22 protein-coding genes and 1 pseudogene are annotated in these 22207 nt (G+C 70.1%); 8 read left to right on the top strand and 15 right to left on the bottom strand.

All coding sequences use genetic code 11. The features are described from left to right. The 7 genes from VFO68_RS20180 to VFO68_RS20210 form a co-directional block, all read right to left on the bottom strand. Window positions 1-326 (bottom strand): AfsR/SARP family transcriptional regulator (locus VFO68_RS20180; RefSeq protein WP_325159891.1); only part of this gene is annotated, 326 nt, incomplete at its 3' end. A gap of 637 nt (window positions 327-963) precedes the next feature. Further along, window positions 964-1263, bottom strand: a complete 300-nt coding sequence (locus VFO68_RS20185; RefSeq protein WP_325159892.1) for a hypothetical protein — start codon at window positions 1261-1263, stop codon at window positions 964-966. A 133-nt stretch (window positions 1264-1396) separates the two neighbouring features. Beyond that, window positions 1397-1891 carry a hypothetical protein gene (locus VFO68_RS20190; protein ID WP_325159893.1) on the bottom strand — a complete coding sequence of 165 codons (495 nt, stop codon included), beginning with the start codon at window positions 1889-1891 and terminating at the stop codon, window positions 1397-1399. Between the two features lie 50 nt (window positions 1892-1941). Continuing rightward, the gene (locus tag VFO68_RS20195) at window positions 1942-3078 is read right to left on the bottom strand and encodes an ABC transporter permease (RefSeq protein ID WP_325159894.1); all 1137 of its coding nucleotides are present in this window, start codon (window positions 3076-3078) and stop codon (window positions 1942-1944) included. Next, window positions 3078-3962, bottom strand: coding sequence for an ABC transporter ATP-binding protein (locus VFO68_RS20200; protein WP_325159895.1), 885 nt, complete (start codon window positions 3960-3962; stop codon window positions 3078-3080). The genes VFO68_RS20195 and VFO68_RS20200 overlap by 1 nt, the downstream gene beginning before the upstream one ends. 72 nt (window positions 3963-4034) lie before the next feature. Continuing rightward, window positions 4035-4709: a response regulator transcription factor gene (locus VFO68_RS20205; protein WP_325159896.1), complete on the bottom strand. Its 675-nt coding sequence runs from the start codon at window positions 4707-4709 to the stop codon at window positions 4035-4037. Then, on the bottom strand, window positions 4706-6028 hold the full coding sequence (locus tag VFO68_RS20210; protein WP_325159897.1) for a sensor histidine kinase: 1323 nt from the start codon (window positions 6026-6028) through the stop codon (window positions 4706-4708). Before VFO68_RS20210 ends, VFO68_RS20205 begins: the two co-directional genes overlap by 4 nt. A gap of 151 nt (window positions 6029-6179) precedes the next feature. Between VFO68_RS20210 and VFO68_RS20215 the strand changes: the two genes are divergently transcribed. From VFO68_RS20215 to VFO68_RS20240, 6 genes are all read left to right on the top strand, one after another. Further along, on the top strand, window positions 6180-7181 hold the full coding sequence (locus tag VFO68_RS20215) for a thiamine pyrophosphate-dependent dehydrogenase E1 component subunit alpha (protein WP_325159898.1): 1002 nt from the start codon (window positions 6180-6182) through the stop codon (window positions 7179-7181). A 5-nt stretch (window positions 7182-7186) separates the two neighbouring features. Beyond that, entirely contained in the window at window positions 7187-8125 is a 939-nt protein-coding gene (locus tag VFO68_RS20220) for an alpha-ketoacid dehydrogenase subunit beta (RefSeq protein ID WP_325159899.1), read from the top strand. Window position 8126: 1 nt separating this feature from the next. Beyond that, window positions 8127-8885, top strand: coding sequence for a ferritin-like domain-containing protein (locus tag VFO68_RS20225; RefSeq protein ID WP_325159900.1), 759 nt, complete (start codon window positions 8127-8129; stop codon window positions 8883-8885). Window positions 8886-9046: 161 nt separating this feature from the next. After that, on the top strand, window positions 9047-10891 hold the full coding sequence (locus tag VFO68_RS20230; RefSeq protein WP_325159901.1) for a RiPP maturation radical SAM C-methyltransferase: 1845 nt from the start codon (window positions 9047-9049) through the stop codon (window positions 10889-10891). Next, window positions 10888-11502 carry a DUF5825 family protein gene (locus VFO68_RS20235; RefSeq protein ID WP_325159902.1) on the top strand — a complete coding sequence of 205 codons (615 nt, stop codon included), beginning with the start codon at window positions 10888-10890 and terminating at the stop codon, window positions 11500-11502. The genes VFO68_RS20230 and VFO68_RS20235 overlap by 4 nt, the downstream gene beginning before the upstream one ends. 4 nt (window positions 11503-11506) lie before the next feature. Further along, window positions 11507-12742 carry an MFS transporter gene (locus tag VFO68_RS20240; RefSeq protein WP_325159903.1) on the top strand — a complete coding sequence of 412 codons (1236 nt, stop codon included), beginning with the start codon at window positions 11507-11509 and terminating at the stop codon, window positions 12740-12742. A 4-nt stretch (window positions 12743-12746) separates the two neighbouring features. Here VFO68_RS20240 and VFO68_RS20245 read toward each other — a convergent pair whose 3' ends face one another. The 3 genes from VFO68_RS20245 to VFO68_RS20255 form a co-directional block, all read right to left on the bottom strand. After that, window positions 12747-15839, bottom strand: a complete 3093-nt coding sequence (locus VFO68_RS20245) for an AfsR/SARP family transcriptional regulator (RefSeq protein ID WP_325159904.1) — start codon at window positions 15837-15839, stop codon at window positions 12747-12749. 127 nt (window positions 15840-15966) lie between these two features. Then, window positions 15967-16989: a hypothetical protein gene (locus VFO68_RS20250; RefSeq protein WP_325159905.1), complete on the bottom strand. Its 1023-nt coding sequence runs from the start codon at window positions 16987-16989 to the stop codon at window positions 15967-15969. A gap of 88 nt (window positions 16990-17077) precedes the next feature. After that, a complete protein-coding gene (locus VFO68_RS20255; RefSeq protein WP_325159906.1) occupies window positions 17078-17758 on the bottom strand; it encodes a PIG-L deacetylase family protein in 681 nt (226 codons plus the stop codon). 192 nt (window positions 17759-17950) lie between these two features. Here VFO68_RS20255 and VFO68_RS20260 point away from each other — a divergent pair, with 192 nt between their 5' ends. Then, the gene (locus VFO68_RS20260; protein ID WP_325159907.1) at window positions 17951-18463 is read left to right on the top strand and encodes a hypothetical protein; all 513 of its coding nucleotides are present in this window, start codon (window positions 17951-17953) and stop codon (window positions 18461-18463) included. A gap of 159 nt (window positions 18464-18622) precedes the next feature. Here VFO68_RS20260 and VFO68_RS20265 read toward each other — a convergent pair whose 3' ends face one another. The 4 genes and pseudogenes from VFO68_RS20265 to VFO68_RS20280 form a co-directional block, all read right to left on the bottom strand. Beyond that, on the bottom strand, window positions 18623-19213 hold the full coding sequence (locus VFO68_RS20265) for a ClpP family protease (protein ID WP_325159908.1): 591 nt from the start codon (window positions 19211-19213) through the stop codon (window positions 18623-18625). Further along, window positions 19210-19836 carry an ATP-dependent Clp protease proteolytic subunit gene (locus VFO68_RS20270; RefSeq protein WP_325159921.1) on the bottom strand — a complete coding sequence of 209 codons (627 nt, stop codon included), beginning with the start codon at window positions 19834-19836 and terminating at the stop codon, window positions 19210-19212. Before VFO68_RS20270 ends, VFO68_RS20265 begins: the two co-directional genes overlap by 4 nt. A 121-nt stretch (window positions 19837-19957) precedes the next feature. Next, window positions 19958-20401, bottom strand: coding sequence for an SDR family NAD(P)-dependent oxidoreductase (locus tag VFO68_RS20275; RefSeq protein ID WP_325159922.1), 444 nt, complete (start codon window positions 20399-20401; stop codon window positions 19958-19960). Then, window positions 20314-20664: pseudogene (locus VFO68_RS20280) on the bottom strand (SDR family NAD(P)-dependent oxidoreductase); the annotation flags it as partial. The pseudogene VFO68_RS20280 and the gene VFO68_RS20275, both read right to left, overlap by 88 nt. Window positions 20665-20682: 18 nt before the next feature. Between VFO68_RS20280 and VFO68_RS20285 the strand changes: the two are divergent. Next, window positions 20683-21504 carry a DUF899 family protein gene (locus VFO68_RS20285; RefSeq protein ID WP_325159909.1) on the top strand — a complete coding sequence of 274 codons (822 nt, stop codon included), beginning with the start codon at window positions 20683-20685 and terminating at the stop codon, window positions 21502-21504. 74 nt (window positions 21505-21578) lie between these two features. On the opposite strand, the gene VFO68_RS20290 is transcribed toward VFO68_RS20285, so the two are convergent. Then, entirely contained in the window at window positions 21579-21992 is a 414-nt protein-coding gene (locus tag VFO68_RS20290) for a GNAT family N-acetyltransferase (RefSeq protein ID WP_325159910.1), read from the bottom strand. Window positions 21993-22207 lie beyond the last annotated feature (215 nt).

Below are 22207 nucleotides of genomic sequence, written 5' to 3' on the forward strand. Positions count from 1 at the left end.
GCCGCCCGGGCCCTGGCGAGCATGTCGGTGAACCGGTGCGCGTCGACCGCGCCCGGGTCGATCCGCAAGGTGTACCCGAAGCCGGCACTGACCAGCGCCACCCCGTGCCGGCCGGCGGCCAACACCGCGCGCAGGCGGGAGATCCGGCCGTGGATGGCGGTGCGTGCCGAGGGCGGCGGCGAGTCCGGCCAGGTCAGGTCCACCAGCCGCGCCATGGACAGCGTCCGGTTGGCATCGAGCAGCAGCGCCGCCAGCACCAGCCGCTGCTTAGGCGGTCCTAGGTTGACCGGCGTGCCACCCAGCCGGCCCTCCACCGGGCCTAGCACGCTGAACGTGATCTCGGCATTCTGCTTCGGGATGCTGACTCCGTTGGTGGGACGGTGGGGGCGGTTCCCGGCGACCGGGGCGGGGAGTCCGTTGTGGCCGCCGGGAACACTCGACTCGCGGTCACCCAGTGCCCGCTGCGGTGCAGGTTTAGCCGATGACCGGTTGTGCGGTTTCCGAACCAAGGACCGCACAAACAACTTCCGCACAACCCGGCCGGGTCCGGAAGGTCCGGTGAATCCGGACGGTTCCCCTCAACGAAGGCTGGCCCGAGACCTCTTGTGCGGCTTCACACCTGGTTCCGCGCCGTGCTCGGCCGGCATGCCGGATGCGGCTACGGCAGGATACGAAGGCGACCTACAGGACCGGCAACGCCACGATCCCGTTCGTGATCTGCTGACATGGTGTGCCGAGTCCGCTTTCTGGACCACGGAGCCGGGGAAGGCCGACGAGCAGGAGATCTGGGAGAAGGACACCAAGACCCATCAGCAACGGCAGGTGGCCCTCGACCCGGAAACACTCGCCATGTTCCACGAGCACGGCTCGACCCTGACCGCGCACGGCGTGGCCGTAGGCACGGCGCACCGCGTCATGATCCTGCTGCAGGGCTGGGACGTCCTGCCGGAAACCGAACAGGGTTCAGGACAGCTGACTCGAGACCGTCAGCAGCTGGAGCACCAGCACGAGAACCGACCCGAGTACGACCACCTTCCAGAACCGCCATGAGCGGCGCCGGACGATCAGCCACAGCACCAGCGCGCCCAGCAGAGCCGAGAAGATCATCATGCCGACGGCCCGCCCGAGGGCCCGGCTGCTGTCCGCGGTGGGGATCGACCCGATCACCATGATGGCGCCCAGTACCAGTGTGGCCGGCAGACATGCGAGCAGTGCTCGCCCGAAGTTCACCCGCCGGGCTGCCGAAGATCGCGAGACCGTCATGCCGCGCAAGGTACCCCAACACCGGCCCGGGAAACTCCCGTTCGCGCGACTCGGTCCCGCTGCCTACTTGGAGTGTGCGATGTCGAGTCCCCCGCTCGACGACCGCCGGCACGCATTTTCGCCCCCACACGGATCACCGGCCTGCGTCCATTCCCTCGGCGCTGTTCACCGGGGTGAACAGTGCGGGGCTGGGGAGGTGAGACGGTCGCCCGTGAAACGAGCCGAACCCGGGTTCGGTCAGGTATTTCATGACGAACGCGCTGAAGGACAGGCCGGGCAGGAAACTGTGGCCGAGCATGGGGGGTGGCACGGCGGCGGTACCCCAGGTGTCCGGGTTCGGGTCGAGTGGCACCCAGCCGCAGCACCACTCGCCGGGCGCGTCGGGCGCTGCGATCGTCAGGTCGGACACGGTGCCAGCGCCGAACGCTTCGACGAAAGACTTGTAGTCGCCCGGAAGTGGCGCCCCGAGCCGCTGCTCGGTGCCGTCCCATTCCCCCGTGGTCGGGTTGCGCGTACTGCCGGAGAGCAGCTCGGCGAGAGCGGCGAACTGGTTGGTGGCCGTCCTGTCTGGCCGGCCGTGCGGGCCCGACAGGAATGCTTCCCCGATGTTCGGCCAGCCGGTCCACACAGTCCATCGCTGCCCGCTCTCGCGCTCCCACGTTCGGGAAGGGTGGCACGTCAGTCGGCGTTGGACCAGGCGTTGCTGAAGCTGACCTTGCCCCTGGTCTGCAGTAGCGCCCCGGAGTACAGCCGGCTGGCCAGGAGCATGGCGAGGACCGCCGACGCGGCCAGCAGCGTGAGCGCGACCAGAGCCTCCCAGACCGCGGCGTCTCCGGTGAACATCCGCACCGGCATCGCGATGGGCGAGGAGAACGGCAGGTAGGACAGCACGGTCATCACGGTCTCGTTGTCGTTGAAGAACAACACGGCGAAATAGGGGCCCATGACAAGCAGCATGAGCGGGCCGATGCTGGAGCCGAGGTCCTCCTGCCGGCTGACCATGGAGCCGGTGACCGCCCATATCGCGGCCAGCAGGACGAATCCCAGGATGAGGAACGGTACGAACCAACCGAGCGCGGGCGCCAGGGCAGCCAGCAGTTCCGAGTGCCCACCCACCCGCAGCGCGATCGGCGCGGTCACGGCAAGCACCACCACCTGACCCAGGGTCAGCAGCGTGTGCCCGACGATCTTGCCGCTGAGCAGTGCCCGCACCGGGACCGTCGAGACCAGGATCTCCACGATCCTGGTCTGCTTCTCGGTGACCGTGCTCTGCGCGATCGCCATGCCGCCCATGCCGAACATCAGGAACACCAGCGCGAAGACCATGATCACGATCTGGCGCTGGCCGGGGTCGGTCTCGGACGGTTCCAGCAGATCGACCGGTGGCATGGTGGACAGCGCGACGACGACGTCCCTGGGCGAGTCGGTCAGGGCCACCACGCGCACGCCGGTGGCCGACTGGCCGGTGGTGTCCGGGACGACGGCCGCCTCCACCTCCTCCGAGCGGACCAGTTCCTCGGCGGCGGCGACGTCGGCGACCTGCCGCACCTCCAGTTTCGTCCCGGTCAGCACCCGGGCCGCCTCCGGGCCGACGGCGGCCACGCTCGGTGGACCGTCGTCGCCGATCACCCTCGGCAGGATGGCCAGGGCGACCAACCCGAGCAGGATCACAGCCAGGCCGATCCAGAATCCCTTGAGCCGCAGGAAGGTCAGGATCTCGCGCTCGGCGACCAGCCGGGTCGACGACAGGAACGAGGTGCCGGTGACCGGCTGGGTCTGCGTGTCCCGCGGGACCGGTGGTGTCGTGACGGCCATCAGATCGCCTCCTTGAAGATCTCGTTGAGGGACGGGACGACCGGTGTGAAGCTGCGCACCGCCCCCCGTTCCAGCGCGGCCCGCAGCACCCGCTGGTCGGTTCGCCCGTTGCCGATGGGCTCGAACACCGCCCGCGGCCCGTCCAGGTCGACGATCCGGACCTCGGGAAGGTCACGCAGCCAGCCGGCGTCGTTCTCGAGGACGAGTTCGAAGCGCCTCGACCCGTACTTCGCCCGAAGCTCCTCCCGCCCGCCGCTGGCCTTGACCACGCCGCCGGAGATGATCACCACGTCGTCGCAGAGCCGTTCGACCAGACCGAGTTGGTGGCTGGAGAACAGCACCGGAACCCCGCTGTCGGCCCGCTCACGCAGCACGCCGAGCATGGTCTCGACGGCGATCGGGTCCAGCCCGGAGAACGGCTCGTCGAGGATCAGCAGGGTGGGGTCGTGCACCAGCGCGGCGGCGACCTGCGCGCGCTGCTGGTTGCCCAGCGACAGTTCCTCGAGCTTGTCGCCGGCCCGCTCGGCCAGTTCCAGCTGCTCGAGCAGCCGCAGGGTGTTCTCGCGTGCCGTCGCGTGGTCCAGCCCGTGCAGCCGGCCCAGCCAGGTGATCTGCTCGGCCACCTTCGCCTTCGGGTACAGGCCGCGCTCCTCGGGCATGTACCCGAACCGCTGCCGCACCGCCTGGGTGATCGGCGCGCCGTGCCAGACCACCGAGCCGCCGTGCGCGGCGAGCACGCCGAGGATGATCCGCATCGTGGTGGTCTTGCCCGAGCCGTTGGCGCCGATGAAGCCGGTCATCCGGCCGGGTCGCACCTCGAACGACACGTTGTCGAGGGCCCTGTGCTCGCCGAAGTTCCGACGCAGCTCCGTCACGGTCAGCATGCCCACGACGGTAGGCGGCGGGCCGGCGGCCGTCGTCCGTCGCGCGATCGATCCTCGGATCCGCCGCGCGATCTACCCGGTGCCGCCCGGGGCGATGACCCCGTGCTCGTAGGCATACACGACGGCGTGCGTGCGGTCGCGCAGGCCGAGCTTGGCCAGGATCCGGGACACGTGGGTCTTCACCGTCGCCTCGCCGAGGAAGAGCTGCTTGGCGATCTCCGTGTTGCTCGCGCCGCGGGCCAGCAACACCAACACCTCGAACTCGCGGTCGGTCAGCCCCGGCGGGCGCTGTCCGGGCACGGTCGCGGCCGGTCGGGAGCCGGGCGCCGCGGCGAACCGGGCGATCACCCGGCGGGTGACCGCCGGGGACAGCAGCGCGTCCCCGCGCGCGACGACCCGGACGGAGTCCACGAGATCCTCCGGTGAGGCGTTCTTCAGCAGAAACCCGCTCGCTCCGGCGCGCAGCGCCTCGAACAGGTAGTCCTCACGGTCGAACGTCGTCAGGATCACGACCCTGACCGCGCTGCCGGAACCGAGGATGCGGCGGGTGGCCTCCAGCCCGTCGATGCCGGGCATCTGGACGTCCATCAACACCACGTCCGGGTCGAGGCGGCTGACGAGGTCCACGGCCGCGAGACCGTCGCCGGCCTCCCCGACGACCTCGATGCCGTCCTCCGCCCCCAGGATCACCCGGAAGCCCGCCCGGACCAGATCCTGGTCGTCGGCGAGCACCACCCGCAGCGTCACGCTCCTTCACCGTCCTCGGTGGACATTCCGGTGGTCGTCGGCAGGCTGGCGCGGACCCGGAAGCCGCGGTCCCGCCGAGGCCCGGTCTCGAGCACGCCACCGTGGACCGCGACCCGCTCGCGCATTCCCAGCAACCCCAGCCCGCCGCCGTCCGGGCGCCGGGCCGCCGCGCCCCGGCCGTCGTCGGTGATCTCGACTTCGAGCGCGCTGTCCAGGTACCGCACGCGCACGTCGGCTCGGCGTGCGCCGGAATGCCTGACCACGTTGGTCAGCGCCTCCTGCACGACGCGGTATGCCGAAAGCGCGACACCGTCCGGCAACGGCCGCGGCTCACCGAAGACGCCGTGGTCCACCTCGAGACCGGCCGCCCGGGCGCTGGACACCAGCTCGGTCATCTGGTCGAGCCCCGGCGTGGACGGGTGCGCCTCGGCGGGCACCTCGGCGTCCTCGGCGCGCAGCACGCCGAGCAGCCCGCGCAGCTCACCGATCGCCGTGCGGGCGGTCTGTTCGACGGTCCGTAGCGCGTCGCGGGAGAGCTCGCGGTCGGTGTCGAGCATCCGCCGGGCGGCGGCCGCCTGGATGCCCATCACCGAAACGTGATGGGCGACCACGTCGTGCAGATCCCGGGCAATGCGCACCCGCTCGGCGACAACCGCCCCGCGCAGGTTCTGTTCCTGCGACTTCCGGAGCTGTCCGGCGCGGTGCTCCAACTCGGCCTGCTGGCGCGCGGAAAGCCAGGCCATGTTGCCGAAGAAGTACGCGCCGAGAAGGTACAACAGGTTGGTCGCGATGGCGTACAGCACGGCGGCCAGGATCGGATCCAGCGGTCCGGCCGCGTCCTCGAACGGCGGGGTCGGCTCGGCCAGCGAACGCACGAGTGCGAGCCCGAGCCAGCCCAACATCCCCGCGATCACGGCAATCCGAGCCCATCGGGCGACCCTGCGGTCGCGGATCCAGCCGCCGGCCGTGAAGATCGCGAGGAACAGCACGACCGCCTGCACCGAGTTGTCGCCCACGTGCCGCACCTGCGCGCCGATGAACAGGACGCTGATGACGATCAGCACGGCGAGTGGATACCTGCGCCGCACGACCAGCGGGACGGTCAACGCCACGACCCAGGCTAGTTGCTCAGCCAGTGACGGAGCATCGCCCCAGGCGAACCCGCCGAAGCTGTTGGCGAGCACGGTCATCACCAGCGCGCCGGTCATCGTCCCGAGCCCGACCCAGACGTCCGTGCGCCGCTGCGCGCGCGTGGGTAACGGTCGCCGCCACCCGCTCCACCCCGGCTCCCGGTCTCCGGCCGAGCCTGTGCTGCCCATGCCGTCAAGCTAGCGCACCCTGCCCGGACCGCCGTCCTCCTTGCCCGGCCTCGGTGGCGCCGCCGTCCAGTTGCCGTCCAGTTGATGTCCAATCGCGGGTCCGACGCTCGGTTCTGCCTTGTGTGTGCGCAATCCCCATCCGGAGGTCTTGGTGACCGATGTTCACACCGACACAGAGTCACCCCGGGTGGCGGCCGCGGCGGACCTGTCGCGGTACCGGATGATGTTGCGGATCCGGGCGTTCGAGGAGACCGCACTGCATCTCACGCGATGCGGGGAGATCGTCGGGGCCGTGCATCCCTATACCGGGCACGAGGCGATCGCCACCGGGGTCGGCGAGCTGATCGGGCCGGCGGACCAGGTTGTCAGCTACTACCGGTGCCACGGGCATGCGCTGGCGTGCGGACTCGAACCGACCGCGATGTTCGCCGAGTTGCTGGGCCGCGCCAGCGGGGTCAACAAGGGCAAGGGCGGGTCGATGCATCTGGCCGACCGGTCCCACGGGTTTCTCGGCGGCAACTCCATTGTGGGGGCCAACGTCGGTATCGCGGCCGGTCTGGCGGCGGCGGTCCGCATCCGGGGACTGACCGCCGCGGTCGTCGTGTTCCTCGGCGACGGTGCCATGGGAGCCGGCGTCGTGCTGGAGACCCTGCGGATCGCGGCTCGGCAGGAGCTGCCGCTGCTTTTCGTGTGTGAGAACAACTCCTACCAGGACCGGACTCCCAGCCACCTGGTGTCCGAGCTGGCTCCGGCCGCCGTCGCGACGGGGTTGGGCGTGCGGTCGGCCAGCGTGGACGGCAACGATGCCGGCGAGGTCGCGGAGGTGGCCGGCGCCATGCTGGGTGCGGTGCGTAACGGACTCGGCGCCCGGTTCCTGGAGGCATCGACCTATCTGCGGGACTTCCACTGTCAACTGGGTCCCGTTCCGCCCGACCCCTACCGGCCGGACGACGAGGTGCGGCGGTGGCGGACCCGCGACCCGGTCACGCGGGCGGAGCGCAAGCTGATCGCACACGGACTCCCCCGGTCCGATCTGGACGCCCTTCGGCGCCAGGCCTATCTGGAGATGACCGACGCCGCAGCGGACGCGCTCGAGGCTCCGGTTCCCAGACCCGAAGCGGCCGAGCACGACCTCACGATCGCCCGGTGGTGACTGCCATGATCGCCTTGCACGCCGCTCTCGTCCAGGCCCTGCGCCGCGACCCCGACCTGGTCTACCTGTGCACCTGGCAACCGTCGGTCTTCGTCGACGAGTTCGGGCCGGAACGGGTTCGCAGCACGCCGATCGCCGAGAACGCCACCCTCGACTTCGCGGTGGGGCTCGCCGCCGGCGGGCTGCGGCCGGTCGTCGACCTTGCCCGGGCGGCGTTTCTGTTCACCGCCATGGACCCGCTGGTCAACCAGGCGACCAAGCTGCGGTACATGACGGGCGGGCAGTACAACGTCCCGCTGACCGTGCGAGCGCAGACCCGAGGCGAGGAATCCCTTGGGGCACAGCATGAGCACGTGCCGTATGCGATGCTCGCCCAGGTTCCCGGGTTGGTGGTGGCGGTGCCCGGCAGCGGTAGCGAGGCGGCGGGACTGCTCGTCACGGCCATGCGCCATCCGGACCCGGTCGTCATCTTCGAGTCGCCCGCCCTGCTGGCCGACGCGCCGCACTGGACCGGCGGGGAGGTGCCCGGACTGCCCTTCGGCAAGATCCGGGTTGCCCGGCCCGGCAACGACGTCACCATCATCGCCATCGGGCTCGCGGTACGGACCTCGATCGCGGCGGCGGAGCGGCTGGCCGAGCTCGGCGTGGACGCCATGGTGGTCGACGTCCGCACCGTCGCACCGCTGGACGTGGCGGGGCTCGCCGAGGCGGCCTCGGTCACCGGCGCCGTTCTCGTCGTCGACGAGGCCACGGCCCCCTGTTCGGTGGCCACCGAGATCGTCGCCCGGCTGGTCACCGCGCAGGCCGTGGACCCGTCGCGGATCAGGCAGCTCAACGCGCGTTCGGTGCCCGCGCCGTTCAGCCCGGTGCTGCAGCGAGAAGTCTTCCCCAGGCCCGAACCCATTGCCCAGCAGGTATTGACCCTGCTCGAGAAAGGCCGGTGACATGGCCCTGCTCAGACCCGAGATCGCGCACCTGGACGACCCGTCCTACCAGTTGTTCGCCAGGGGACGGGAAAGCCAGCAGTGGTCGGCCCGGCAACTGATCGGCACCGGTCACACCACGCTCGACGAGGACACGGTCGAACAAGCCTGGCACGTCGCCTCGACTTCCTACTATGCCGAGCAGGCCGGACTGGTGGCCGCCGCGGAGCTCGTGTCCGAGACGGAGGACTGCGCCCTGCGACTGAGCTTCGCGACCGCGGTCGCCGATGAGGCCAGGCACGCGGACGCCTTCCTGGCCTACGCGGTGGCGCGGGGCGGAGACCTCGCCGAGGTCCATGAGGACGGTTACCTCGACGAGTTGCACGAGACGCTGTCCACCGTGAGCCATCTGGAGAAGTTTCTCCTGCACACCACGCTGGAAGGGATGGCGGCGGACGAGTTCGTTCTGCTGCAACGGATTTTCGCGGGAGATCCGATCGCCGAGATCTACCGGCACGTGCGCGGGGACGAGGTGCGGCACGTCGCGATCGGCCTGGACTACCTGCGCCGCAGCTACGCCAATCCCCGTGAGCGTGAGGAATGGGACTGCCACCTGGAGGAGTGGACCCAGCGTGCCCTGCGGGTCGCCAAGCTGTCCGAGGTGAGTCAGGGACTTGGTGCCCTGCTGGGACGTCCGGCGGAACCGATCGAGCGCTGGTTCGTTCGTCGGCATCGCGCGCGTCTGCGCGGCGCCGGGATCCAATTCTGGGAAGGGAGGTGAACCAGGATGGTCCTCAAGAAGGTGAAGCTCGAAAACGCTGTGACCGGCACGTGCCGGTATCTCGCCCCGCCGAAGAAGTTGAACTGGACGGACACGAAGAACTGAGGACGTCGACCGGTGGGGGGCGCCGTGCGCCCTCCACCCGAACCATGGGAGACCGGATGAGCGCGCTCACCGTATGCCTCGCGGCCATGCCGTGGCAGGCCATTGACATGCCCTCACTGCCGATCGGCCTGCTCAAGGTGGTCTGCCGGGACAGCGGGCGGGAGGTACCGGCGGCTTATCACGGCAACGTCCGCTGGGCGGAGTTCCTGCTGGAACGTACGGACGGACAGATCACGCCCGCCGACTATCTGCATGTGGCGGAGAACGGGATCTTCCATGGCATGGGCGACTTCGTGTTCACCGGCGTGCTGCATGGCGAGGACTTCGGCCGCGCGGGGTTCGTCGACTATGTGCACCGTCGCTCCGTCGACCCCGGCCGGGCGCTGGACATGCGCGACCTTGCCGAGGAGTTCGTCGACCTCGCAGCCCGGGAGATCCTGGCCGGTCGGCCCGACCTGGTGGGGTTCAGCAGCACGTTCATGCAGAACGTGCCGAGTCTCGCGGTGGCGGCCCGGATCAAGCGATACGACCCGTCGGTGATCACGGTGCTGGGCGGCGGCAACTGCGACGGCCCGATGGGGGCGGCGATTCACCGCAACTTTTCCTTTGTGGACTATGTGGTTCGGGGTGAGGGCGAGTCCGCGTTTCCGGCCCTGTTGGACGCCATCGAACGCGATGTGCCACCGGCGGACGTGCCGGGGGTGTGCTGGCGGCGCGACGGTATCAGCGTCGCCAACCCCGAACAGCGCGAGCCGCTGCCGCCCGGCCGGATTCCGACTCCCGACTTCGACGACTGGTTCGAACTCGTGGAGAGCTCGCCGATCGAGGGGCACATCGAACCGAAGCTGGTGCTCGAGTCGGCCAGGGGCTGCTGGTGGGGCGAGGTGCACCACTGCACGTTCTGCGGGCTCAACGGTTCGCTGATGCAGTTCCGCAGCAAGGCGCCCCAGCGCGTGCTGCGTGAGGTGACCGATCTCGTGACCAGGCACCGGACCCTCGATGTCGTCATGGTCGACAACATCATCGACAACCGGTACTTCACCGACGTGCTGCCCGACATCGCCGCGCTCGACTGGGATCTGCGCATTCACTACGAGGTCAAGGCCAACCTCACGCCGGCACAGATCGACGCGTTGCGCGCCGCGCGGGTCGCCCACGTGCAGCCGGGTGTCGAGTCGCTCAGCACGCATGTACTGAAACTCATGGACAAGGGTGTCGACGCCCTGCGCAACATGCGGACGCTGCGCGACTGTCTGTCCGCACACCTGGACACGACCTGGAACCTGCTGATCGGATTTCCCGGTGAGACCGAGGAGGACTACCAGGCGCTGATCGACCAGATGCCCGCCCTGGTTCACCTGCCACCGCCATCGGGGCTCACGCCCATCCAGTTGGAGCGGTTCAGCCCGAACTTCGACCGCCCGGAGCTCGGCTTTCCCACGCGCCGACCCGCCGCGATCTACGACTTCGTCTACGACCTGCCGCAGCGGGAGCTTGAGGATCTCGTCTACCTCTTCGACACCGACTACGCGGGCGTACAGGGCGAGGTTGCCGACGCGTTGGAGGCCGCGGTCGCGGACTGGAAGAAGCGGCACGACGACAGCAGCCTGGTGCGGGTGGAGGCGGGCGGTGTCCTGTGGATCGAGGACCGGCGCAGTGGCTGGCCGGAGCGGGATCACCACATCGACGACCCGGTTCTCGTCGCCGCGTATCGCCACCTTGAACACGGTCGGTCGGTCCGGGCGGTGCTGTCCCGGCTCGCCGACGAGGGGATCACGCTGACCGAGACCCGGCTGCTCGCCTGGCTGGACGAGCTCAACGATGCGGGTCTGGTCTTCCGCGAGGGCGACCGGAACCTCGCGATCGCCACGACCAGCGTTCCCCTTCGGATCAAGACATGAGCGCGCTGGTGTCGGCGCCCGCAACGGGCGCGGCCGATCCCCGGATCTGTTCCGTGGCCGGCAGGTTGACCAGCGATTCGATCGCCGCGATCGACCCGGTCGCCCTGTCCGCCGCCGGGCACGAGACGCTGGTGCTGGCCGAGCCGGTCGAGTTCGGCCGGGACGACGAGCGCGACGTGCGGTTCCTGCGCCTGTTGCGCGAAGCGGTGTCGGTGACGATGCGGGTCGACTGGTCGGCCGCGTCGCCGGTGCCGTTCGAACTGCCGATGGTGCACCACCTCCCGCCACCGCGCCGTGAACATGACGCGGGTACCGCCGACGGCTGGCGCCAGCGGTTCCGGTTCGGGCTGTCCTACTACCGGGTCGGCCCTGGTTTCCTCCAGCTCAAGGACGTCCGCGACGGCGCCGCCCGCTATCGGCTCGACGACCCGAAGGCGGTGGCGTCCTGGTCGCAGCTCGAACAGGTGCGGCATCTCACCGAACTCTCCCCGGACGGGCAGGCGCTGTATGAGCTGCTGGCCGGCGAGGGACTGATCATGCGCCGGGGCGCGTGGGTGACGTTGCTGCCGTTTCGGATGCGGCGCTGGCCGGTGCCCTTCAACGGGATCTGAGCACGTGCGGACCCGGCAGGCGGGCGGGCTGCTGCGCCACCACCCGGGGTTTCGATCGCTGTGGTCAGCCGGTGCGATCAGCGCGTTCGGTGACCGGTTCTCCCTGCTGGCCGTGCCCGTGATCGCCATGTCCGAGGCGGGCGCGACGCCGGGCCAGGTCGCGCTGTTGTGGACGTTGCAGTTGCTGCCCGGGGTGATGCTCGCGATGCCCCTGGCCGCTTTTCTGGTCGCCCGGCCGGAACGCTCGATCATGGTGGGTTGCGACCTGGCGCGGTTGCTGCTGCTGTGCGCGCTGTTCGTGCTGATGTCACAGCAGGGCCTGCGGTGGTGGCACCTGGTCGTCGGCGTGCTGGCCATCGGCCTGGCGACCACAGTGTTCGACGTCTGCGCGCAGGGTTACTTCCCCCGGATCGTGGACCGCCGCGACTACGCCGAGGCCAACTCCCGGTTCGCCCAGGCCGGCAGCGCCGCCGATATCGTCGGCCCCGCGCTCGGCGGTCTGCTCATCGGGTTCGCCGGGGCGGGCACCGCGCTGCTCGTCGACGCGGCGAGCTTCCTGCTCTCCGCGGCCCTGCTGACCCGGATCCGGGACGAGGCGCGGCCGCCATCCGCGGCGGACCCGCCGGTCGAGGGTGGACTGTGGCACGGGTTGCGCAACGGAGTCCGGTTCGTGGCGACACATCCCGGGCTGCGCGCGCTCGTCGCGGCGTTCGCGCTGTACAACCTCGGCGGCGCGATCCTTGGCGCGCTGTGGTTTCCGTACCTGTTCGACGGGCTTGGGCTGTCGCCTTCGGTGGCCGGCGCGCTGATCACCGTTGGCGGCATCAGCGCCCTGGGTGCCGCGCTCACCGTGGGATGGGTGACGCGCCGGGCGGGTTCGCGGGCGATGCTTCCGGCCTCACTCGGCGCGATCGTCCTCGGGATGTGGTTCATTCCGTTGGCCGCGCTGGGGAATCCCGTCGTGCTCCTCGCCGTCTACCAGATCGTCTTCAGCAGCGCCGTGATCTTCTTCGGTGTCACGGCCGCCACCGTCCGGCAGTCGATCACGCCGCTGGACTACCAGGGCCGGGTCTATGCCGTCGTCTACACGATGTCGCTGCTTACCGTGCCGGTCGGCGGAGCCGTCGCCAGTTCGGTCGCCGCGCTGGCATCGCCGCTGGTCGCGGTGCTGGTCGGCGCCGTCCTGGCCAGCATCAGCCTGGTCACCATCGGCGCCCTCAGCAGAACCGGGGGCGGGTGACCGACTACCCGGCCTGGCACGCCGTTTCGGGTGGCTCGTCCAGCGCGGTCAGACTCGCCCGGGCGGCCCGGGCGCCGGGGGCGCCGAGCGCCGTGTACAGGGTCAGCGCCTGTTGCCAGTGCTGGCGCGCCTTCCCCCGGTTTCCGGTGAACTCGTGGGTGGTGGCCAGACCGCTGTGCGCCCGGGCCTGCTCGTCCCAGTCGGAGGTCTCGACGGTGATCGTCAGCGCGAGGGTGTGATGGGTGAGCGCGTCGTCCGGCTTGCCAGCGGCCCGCAGGGCTTCACCGAGTCCGTTGTGGGCGGCGGCTTCGCCGTAGCGATGGCCGATCTCCCGGAAGAGATCGAGTGCCTGGCGGTAGTAGGGGATGGCCGGCTCGGGTCGTCCCAGCAGGCGCATGTGCTCGCCGAGATTGGCGAGCACGTGCGCCTCCCCGCGCCGGTGGCCGGTTTCCCGCAGCGCCACCAGGGCCAGATGGTGGTCGCCGGTGGCCGGCTCCAGCCGGCCCAGCCGGGTGTCGATGAGACCGGACCGGCTCAACGTGACGGCCGCGCACACCCGGTCGCCGATCACGCGGTACAGGTGCAGGGCCCGTTGATGGTGGACCCGGGCCGCCTCGTAGCGACCGAAGTCCTCCTCGAGGATCCCGAGGTTGGTCAGCACCCGGGCCTCCCCGCTCTGGTCGCCGACCTGCCGGAAATGGTCCAGGGCCAGCCGCTGGCACCGGATCGCCAGCGCATGCCGGCCCAGCCGGGCCAGGACGGTGCCGAGGTTGGTCAGCGTCCGAGCCTGGCCGAGTGGGTCGCCGGCCCGTCGGTGCAGCGCCAACGCGTGCCGGTAGTGGAGCACGGCCACGTCGTACCGCCCGCGCAACCGGTACACGGAGCCGAGGTTGATCAGCGCGTGGGCCTGCGCGCGGTGGTCGCCGGTCTGTCGCGCGGCCCGCGCCGCCTCGGTGTAGACGGTCAGCGCGTCGGTGTAGTGGCCGCCGTCGAGATACCGGTACAGCACGGCGGCCAGCCGTGCGGTGTGCTTCGGCCAGCCGTGACCGGCGGTGTAGCCGCTGATCGCGACCAGCGTGGAGCGCTCCAGGTCCAGCCAGGCTCGGGCCATGGCCGCGTCGGACAACGGTGGCATCGGCGTGTCGGGCCGGAGGATTCGGTCCCGGTTCTGCCGCGCGTCCGGCGCCAGCACGTTCACCGCGGCAGCGGCGGCGGCCACGAAGTAGTCGAACAGGCGGGTCAACGCCGCATGCCGGTCCGCGCCGGTGTCGATGGCGAGGCTCTCCTGGTTGGCATACGCGCGCAACAGGTCGTGCATGCCGTAGCGGTCCGGCCCGGTGCGTTGGATGAGGTGGGCGCGAGAGAGCACATCGAGGATCCGGCGGGTCTGGTCGAGGTTGGTCCGCCACAACGCCGCGGCCGCACAGGGATCCGTCTCGGCGCCCGGATGCAGGGACAACAACCGAAACGCCCGCGCGGCGTCGGCCGGCAGGTGCTGGCAGGACCGCGCGAAAACGGCTCGAATGGCGGTCTGGTCCGGGCCGAGGTCGAGCATGTCCAGCCGCCGCCGCTGGTCGGCGAAACCCTCCACCAGGCCACGCAGCGTCATACCGCGCGCGATGGCAAGTTCGGCGGCCACCCGCAGGCCGAGCGGCAGCCGGGCGCACTGCTCGGCGAGAGTGGCGGTCATCTCCGGCTCCGCCGCGGCTTTCCCGCCGATCAGCCTGCGCAACAGGGTGACCGCGTCGCGCAGCGGCAGCAGGTCCAACTCGATCCTTCGGGCGCCGTGCAAGGCAACCAGCCCCGCCAGGCTGTCGCGGCTGGTGACCACGACCACGCACGCGGGGGTTCCCGGGAGCAACGGCCGGACCTGCGCGACGGTCGCGGCGTTGTCCAGCACGATCAGCATCCGCCGGGACGCGATCTCCGTGCGGTACCGGGCGGCGCGATCATCGATGTCGAGCGGGACGTCCTGGCTCGGCACCCCGAGTGCGGTCAGGAACCGGGTCAGCACGTCCCCGACCGGCAGGGGTTGATCGGCGTCGTAGCCGCGCAGGTTGACGAAGAGCTGACCATGCGGGAACCGGTCGCGCACCCGCTGGGACCAGCGCACGGCCAGCGCGGTCTTGCCGACTCCCGCGGTGCCCGAGATCACCGTGATGGCGGGCGCGGTTGGGTCCCCGCCGACGGCCAGCAGGTCGTCGAGTTCGGTGAGTTCGCCGGTACGGCCGGTGAACTCGGACACGTCCGCGGGCAGTTGCGCAGGCGCGGACCGGGTGGCCTCCGCCGGGGCGAGATCGGTTCCGGGCACCGCGGGTGAGCCGTTGTCGCGCAGCAGTTCGGCATGGGCCGCCGACAGGTCGGGGCCGGGATCGACGCCGAGTTCGTCCGCCAGCCGGTGGCGCGTCTCGTGATAGCGGGCGAACGCCTTCGACCGCTGCCCGACCGCCAGGTACGCCCGGATCAGCACCGCCGTGACCGCCTCGTCCAGTGGCTGGGCGGCGGCGGCTTCCTCGAGTGCGGCGACGGTATCCGCCGCGGCGCCGGTGGCGATCATCAGTTCGCCGTACCGGACCAGCGCACTGTGCCGCTCACCGGTCAACGACACCACCTTCGGATGGGACGCGAGGAACGCGACGTCGCACAACGGCGCTCCCTGCCACATCGCCAACCCCTCGCCGAGCAGGGCCGCCGCGCGATGGGGATCGCCGGCCCGCCGGGCCAACCCGGCCGAGGTGACCAGTCGCCGGAACCGCAGGACGTCGACATCGTCGGGAGCCAGCCGGAGGGCATAGCCGTCACCGACCGCCGGCAGGATCGCGCTCCTCGTTCGCGCCGGCCGATCCGGCTCCAGTGACCGCCGCAGATGCTTGACATATGTCTGGATCACATTCACCGCGCTGGACGGTGGCCGGTCGCCCCACAGCGCTTCGATCAGTTCCGCCCGCGACAGCGGCTGACCGCCGGCCAACGCCAGCAGCCCCAACATCGCGCGCTGCCTCGTCGCGCCCAAATTGATGTTCTTGCCATCGCGCCAAGCACAGATCGGACCCAGGACCTGAATCCGCACAGCCCCTTCCCCCGCTCCCCGCCGCATGTGTATCTAACTCGACTCGGGTCGCCAAGGCAGCGTGCGTCTGCCGTAATTTGGCTCGTGACGCGGATCACATAGCGATTCGGCCAGGGGCGGAACAAACCGCCCCTGGCCGATTGTTCGCGCCTGGTCAGGGCCAGATATTCAGCACGACCAGGCCGCATCCCTCCGTGGTGTCCTCAAGGTTGGCCGCCTGATAACAGGACAACCCGAAGGCGGTCCACGGCAGGAACGGGACCGGACCGCCGGTGTCGAAGAAGACCCACTCGAAGAACGGAAGTCCGAGCGGTGTCGTGGTGAAAGCCCAGAGCGGGGATTCCACATACGCCGCGGTATTGACGATGAGGCATGCGGCGTTCGGGAAATCCGTTACTCCCACTTGGGATCCGAAGGCGAGGAACGGGCCGAAACTGTCCAGGAACAGCGGGTTGGGGACCGCGGTGAGCGGACAGTCGACCGCCGCCACGGCGGCCGGGTCGGCCGCACGGTAGCCGGGTGGCACCGTGAACAGGTCCGCGGCAAGCGCCACGCCGGTCCGCACGTCGGTGTAGGCCTTCTCGTAGACGGTCCCGGAGGCGTCCACGATCTTGGTGTGCATGGCGAGTTGCAGCTCCGTTGCCAGCCAGGTCGTGACCTCCGACGCGACCGGTGCCGCGTTGTCCCGCCGGAGTGTCACCGTGCGCGCGGTTCCCTCGGCCAGCACCCCGTCGAACCTGGCGGTGCCGAGATGGCGCGGCGCCGAGCTGAGCTGCCGCTGTTCCACCGTTGCCGGCTCGGCCATGGCCCGGCTCTCGTCCGGCCGCTGCCCGCCGGCAGACTTGGTGAACACACCGGTCTTGGTGTCCAGGCGCACCGTCGTCCTGGCGACCGGATCGGTGATCGTCACCGTCGACCCGCTCTCCAGCCGGGTTCGGCCCTGGCCGTCCCGGTAGAGCCGGTTCGTCTCCTGCGTCACGTGCGTCTGACCGTCCACACCAGACACCGAGCGGCTGATCCGCTCGACGGCGCTGAGCGCGACGATGTTGCTCTGCTTGGCGTGCACCCGATCCGCGCCGGTCTGCCCGTCCGGCCCGGCAATGGCATTGGTCGGAGCGGCGGCCAGAATTCCCGCCATCCCAACCATGAACGCCGCGGTCAATGTCCTTCGTCTCATCAGACCCCTCCCTCGTGGTCAACGACGACCCCACCCTCGGGGCCACCACTGGACGGGGACTGGACGGTCGTTGACCGAGAGGGTTCACCTATGCGGCTGCGCGCATCGCCTGCTGACGCGGAATCCCGTGGAGCTGCGCTGGTGCAACCAGATCGACGCGCTCGCGCACCACCTCGAACGGCTCGGCATAAGGTGTGCCGGCGTGCCGGGACCAGTAGCGTGCGGTGGCCAGCACCAGGTCCTCGGCCAGATAGTCGCGGATTGCCTGCTGGGAGGCGAAACACGCGAGCAGTTCCAGCTTGCCGCGGATGTGGGCGGAGACGTCGACGAACCGGTTGGGCCGAAAGTCCATGGTGGTCGAGGGGCTCTGGAAACAGGCGACGGTCGCCACTGACCGGGCCGCGACCAGCACCGCCTGATGCACCGCGCGGTGGTCCTGGTGGGTGTCCTGCGCGGAGTGGGTGTAGACCAGGTCGGGCCGCACCGCGTGCACCACGGACTCGATCAGCTCGATGGTCGCCTTGCCGGCGCTGATCTCGGTGTCGGGCAGGTCGTAGAGAAACAGCCGGGCGCCGAGACGGTCGGCCGCTGCCTGCGCTTCGGCCGCCCTGATCTGAGCGCAGCCACCCCGCGCACCGGAGCTGAGGATGACCACGGTCACCTCGTCGCCCGCGGCCCGGTGCGCCAGCAAGGTGGCGCCCGCCCCGATCTCCACATCGTCGGGGTGCGCCCCGATCGCCAAGATCCGCCTGCGGGTCCGTTCCGGCATGGCCACTCCCCGTGTCGCCTGATGAACATCAACCACAATGCGGCCGCTCGGGTGCACGACGGGTGCCGCACCGGTTGCCCTTCGGTTGTGCCGCCGGCCGGAACCTGGGATCGCCGCGCTGGATCACCTCTTGGGGTGAATGGGGGCCGCGGACGGGGATGCTGGGTGGTTTCGGCCCGCGGCCTTGCCGGCATGCTCCCTCCGCAACCGGCCTCCGCCCAGCCGACCGATGGGCTGGTCGAGGAGGGTTTCGCCGGAGCAACAGCGGAAGGGTTCGAGGGAATCGATGCCGCGTGCCTGACCGGTGTCCCAGCGGATGCGGCCCGCCGGCCGGTCCGCAGCCGCTGGACGGCTGTCCTCCGGTGCCGGCGTCACCTCGGCGCCACAATCGCGACCAGCCTCACCGTCATCGACAACCGGGTCAGCGACATCACCTGCGACCAGACCACCCTGAAACCAGGCGCCGGCACCCAGTGCCACGGCACCTACCTGGCCACCGAGGCCGACCTCGCCGCCGGATCAGCCACCAACCGCGCCGTCGCTCGGGCCAACAACGGCCAACTCGTGTCCAACCTGCCCACGCTCACCGTCCCGGTCGTCACCATCGAACTCGCGGCCACCGGCACCCCGCACACCACCCTCCTGACACTCGGCGCCACCCTGCGCCTCGCCACCCGGCCAGCCACCACAACCAGCCCACGTTGACCACCCCGGCACGGGCTGCTCGCACTGAATCGGAGCGAACCCTGAGTTCTGCCAAGCTAGGTGTTCCAGCACCTCGACCCCGACGGGACGGGCCTGCGCCGACTGCTGCGGCTGGTAGGACATCGCGGCGGTCGCGCACCATTCGTTGGCGAAGATGCGTCAGGCTCGGTGGTCGAGAACGTGGTCGGCGAGCCCGTAGGCGACGGCGCCCTTCGCGTCGAAGACGCGGTCCCGGTCGGTGTCGTGGCGCAGGTCCGCGACATCGCGACCGGTGTGCGCGGAGAGGATTTCCTCCAACTGGGTGCGTACCCGCACGACCTCGTCGGCCTGGAGGATGAGGTCCGGGATGGCGCCGCGGCCCTGCGCCGCCGGCTGGTGCAGCACCACCCGGGTGTGGGGCAGCACGGCACGGCGTCCGGCCTTGCCCGCGGCCAGCAGTACCGCGCCGGCCGCGACCGCCTGGCCGACACAGGTCGTGGCCACCGGCGCCTTGATGTAGCGCATGGTGTCGTACAGCGCGAGCATCGCCGATGGGTCACCGCCCTCGGAGTTGATGTAGAGGTTGATCTCCTGGTCCGGGTTGTCCGCCTCCAGGTGCAGCAGCTGGGCGATCAACGCGTTGGCCACACCGGAGTCGATCGCGGTTCCGAGGTAGACGATCCGCGCCGCCAGCAGATGCGAGTAGACATCCATGATCCGCTCGCCGTGCACACCACGCGTGATGACATTGGGGATGGTGTAGGTGCTCATACCCGGGCTCCCGGCCACGAGCCGAGCCCCAGCCCGTGGGTGCGCACGGGCACGACCTGACCGAGATCGGTGACGACATGGTCGATGAAGCCGTACTCGCGTGCCTGCTCGGTGGTGAACCAGCGATCGTGCAACGAGTCCGCGAAGATCCGGTCGATCGGCTGACCGGTGTCCTCCGCAATGAGCCCGAGCACCGTGTCCCGGGTGTGCCGCAGGTCGTCGGCCTGCACCTCCACCTCGACCGCCGATCCGCTGATCCCTGCCGAGCCCTGGTGCATCAGGATGCGGGCGTGCGGGAGGGCGAAGCGTTTGCCCGGCGTTCCCGCCGACAGCAGGAACTGCCCCGCACTGCACGCCAGTCCCAGCACGAGCGTTGCCACCTCACACGGCACGAGCCGCATCACGTCGCGGATGGCCAGCATCGCCGGGACCGAACCGCCTGGCGAGTGAATCCACAACGCGATGTCCTTGCTGGAATCCGCGCTCGCGAGGGACAGCAGTTGGGTGGCGAGCACCGTCCCGTTGTCGTCGTCGAGCACGCCGTCGAGGACCAGCACCCGCTGGCTGAAGAACCGTTCTCGGAGCCGGTGGTCAAACAACGGCTGCTTCTCGTCGCTCGTCATGCATCCGACGATGCCGCCGCCCCGGCCCGGTTCGCCAGTTCTTCTGCCGTCAGCGGATAAGCTTTCAGCAGAAAGGGAACCGGGTGCTCCATTGTGGACTTCGGCCCGGCACCAGGTGCAGCTAGCGGGTGAAGGTTCGGCCGCCGTTGACGGGTAGGCATTGACCGGTGAGGAACGCGGCGTTGTCGGAGGCGAGGAAGGCCACGGTGGCGGCGACGTCGTGGGGGGTGCCGAAGCGGGCCAGCGGTACGTCGGTGCGGTAGGCGGCCAGTTCCTCGGCGGTGGCGCCGACGTGTCGTTCGACCGGGATCCAGCCGGGCGCGACCAGGTTGACCGTGATGTTGTGCGGGCCGAGTTCACGTGCCCAGCACCCGGGTGAGCCCGAGCTGCGCGGATTTGGCGGCGACGTAGTGCGACCAGCCCCGGCAGGGCGGTCTCGGTCATCTCCGAGCCGATCTGGATGATCCGCCCGCCGCGCGCGGCCTTCATCCCGGGGAGCACCGCCTGGGTCAGCAGGGTGGGGCTCTTGACGAACAGCTCCAGGTGGTTGAGGTGGTCCTGCCAGGTCAGCGCCTCCAGCGGGATCACCGGCTGCGGCCCGGTCGCGTTGATCACCAACGCGTCCACCGGCCCGAGCCGTTCGCCCACCCGCTCGACCAAGGCGCGGACCTGCCGTTCGTCGGTCACGTCCGCGGCGCCCCCGCCGGCGGCGATGCCCGCCGCGACCTCCTCGGCCGGCGTCCCCGGCAGGTCGTTGACCGCCACCGCCCACCCCTCGCCGGCCACGTTCAGCTTCCAACAGCCGCGGGATGGCTGAGACCCGGGCATTTACGAGAGGATTGCGGCATGACCAATCAGCCCACCGAACCCGACATTTCCGCGATCGCCGACGCGGCCAGGCCCACGGTCGCCGACCGGGCCACGTTCGAGAGCGAACTTGACCGGCTTCGGGTTCGGGAAAAGGCCCATACCCGCGAGGGCGATGCGATTGCCGCGGCCCGACGCCGCCTCCCGATGGTCGAAGTCGATCCGCAAACTCCGCTGATCGGAACGGACGGTTCGGTGCCGTTGATCGACGTTTTCGACGGCCGGTCCCAGTTGATCGCCTACTTCCACATGTGGCACACCGGCAGGCCCGCCGCGGAGCAGTGCGAGGGCTGCACCTTCAACACCAGCCACATCAACGAGTTGGCCTACCTGCATTCACGCGACGTGACCTACGCCGTTTTCGCCGAAGGACCGTACGAGGAAGCCTCGCGATATCGCGACTTCATGGGCTACACCGCTGCCTGGTACTCGGTGCCGCCGAACTCCGTGGACCGGTTGATCGGCGACCGGTACTTCGGCATCCTGGCGTGCTACCTCCGGGACGGCGGCCAGGTCTACGAGACCTACTGGACCACCGGTCGCGGCAACGAAACCATGGCGCCGTCCTACGGACTGCTGGATCGCACCGTCTACGGCCGGCAGGAGCTCTGGGAGGACTCGCCCCAGGGCTGGCCGCAGCGATGGGGTTCCCAAGGTGGCCAGTTCCGCCTGGCCGACGGCCGTCCCATGGCCCAACTGTCCCGGCTGCAAGCCGGCCGCGACGACGACCTCGGCCCCATGCCGGACGGCTGGACCGCGTGCTCCTGTCCCCTACACACCGGACCCACCGCGCGGAACTGACGCGCCGTCGAACCGGCCGGAGGCCGCCGCCCTCGACGCCGAACCCTGACCGGTGCCGGGCCGCCGAGCAGTCCTCAGCCCGCGGATTTGATCAGCGGCGCGTCTCGGGACGACGCCCGGAACCCGACGCTGTAGTACAGCCCGCGCGCCTGGGGATGGCCCGGCGCGCCCAGGCAGGCGACCGTCACCTGAGTGGCGCCGGCCGCCCGCACGCGGTGCATCCCGTGCAGCAGCATCGCCCGGGCCAGTCCCAGGCGCCGGTAGTCCGGATGTGTCCCCGACCGGCTCGAACTCGGCGGTCTTGTTCGCCTCGTCCAGCCACATGATCGTCGAGGAGGCCATCGTGCCGTCCGGCGCCTCCACCAGGATGTGCAGGTCGCCGCGATAGGCCGCGGTCTGCCGCACGCCCTGGTAACCCTCGGCCGTGTACGTCGAGGGAGCCCAGGCGTCCACATGGGCCACAACCGCGGCCCTGGGCCCGACCTCATCGGCGGTGCGGAACCGGAATCCGTCCGGCAATACCGGCGCTGCCACGTCGGTGAGGTCCCGCTCGTTGAGCTGGGTCCAGGTGCCGGCGTCGCCGAGCGCGGCCGGGTCGGTCGCGTAACCGTGCGCCAGCCACCGGTTCAGGGCGTACTCGTCGGCTGCGCTCGGACGCACCGTCCGCTCGATTCCCGCCGCCGTGGCGTCGTACCAGTCGATC

This window comes from Actinophytocola sp. (genome assembly GCF_035712165.1).
GTDB lineage: Bacteria > Actinomycetota > Actinomycetes > Mycobacteriales > Pseudonocardiaceae > DASYTH01.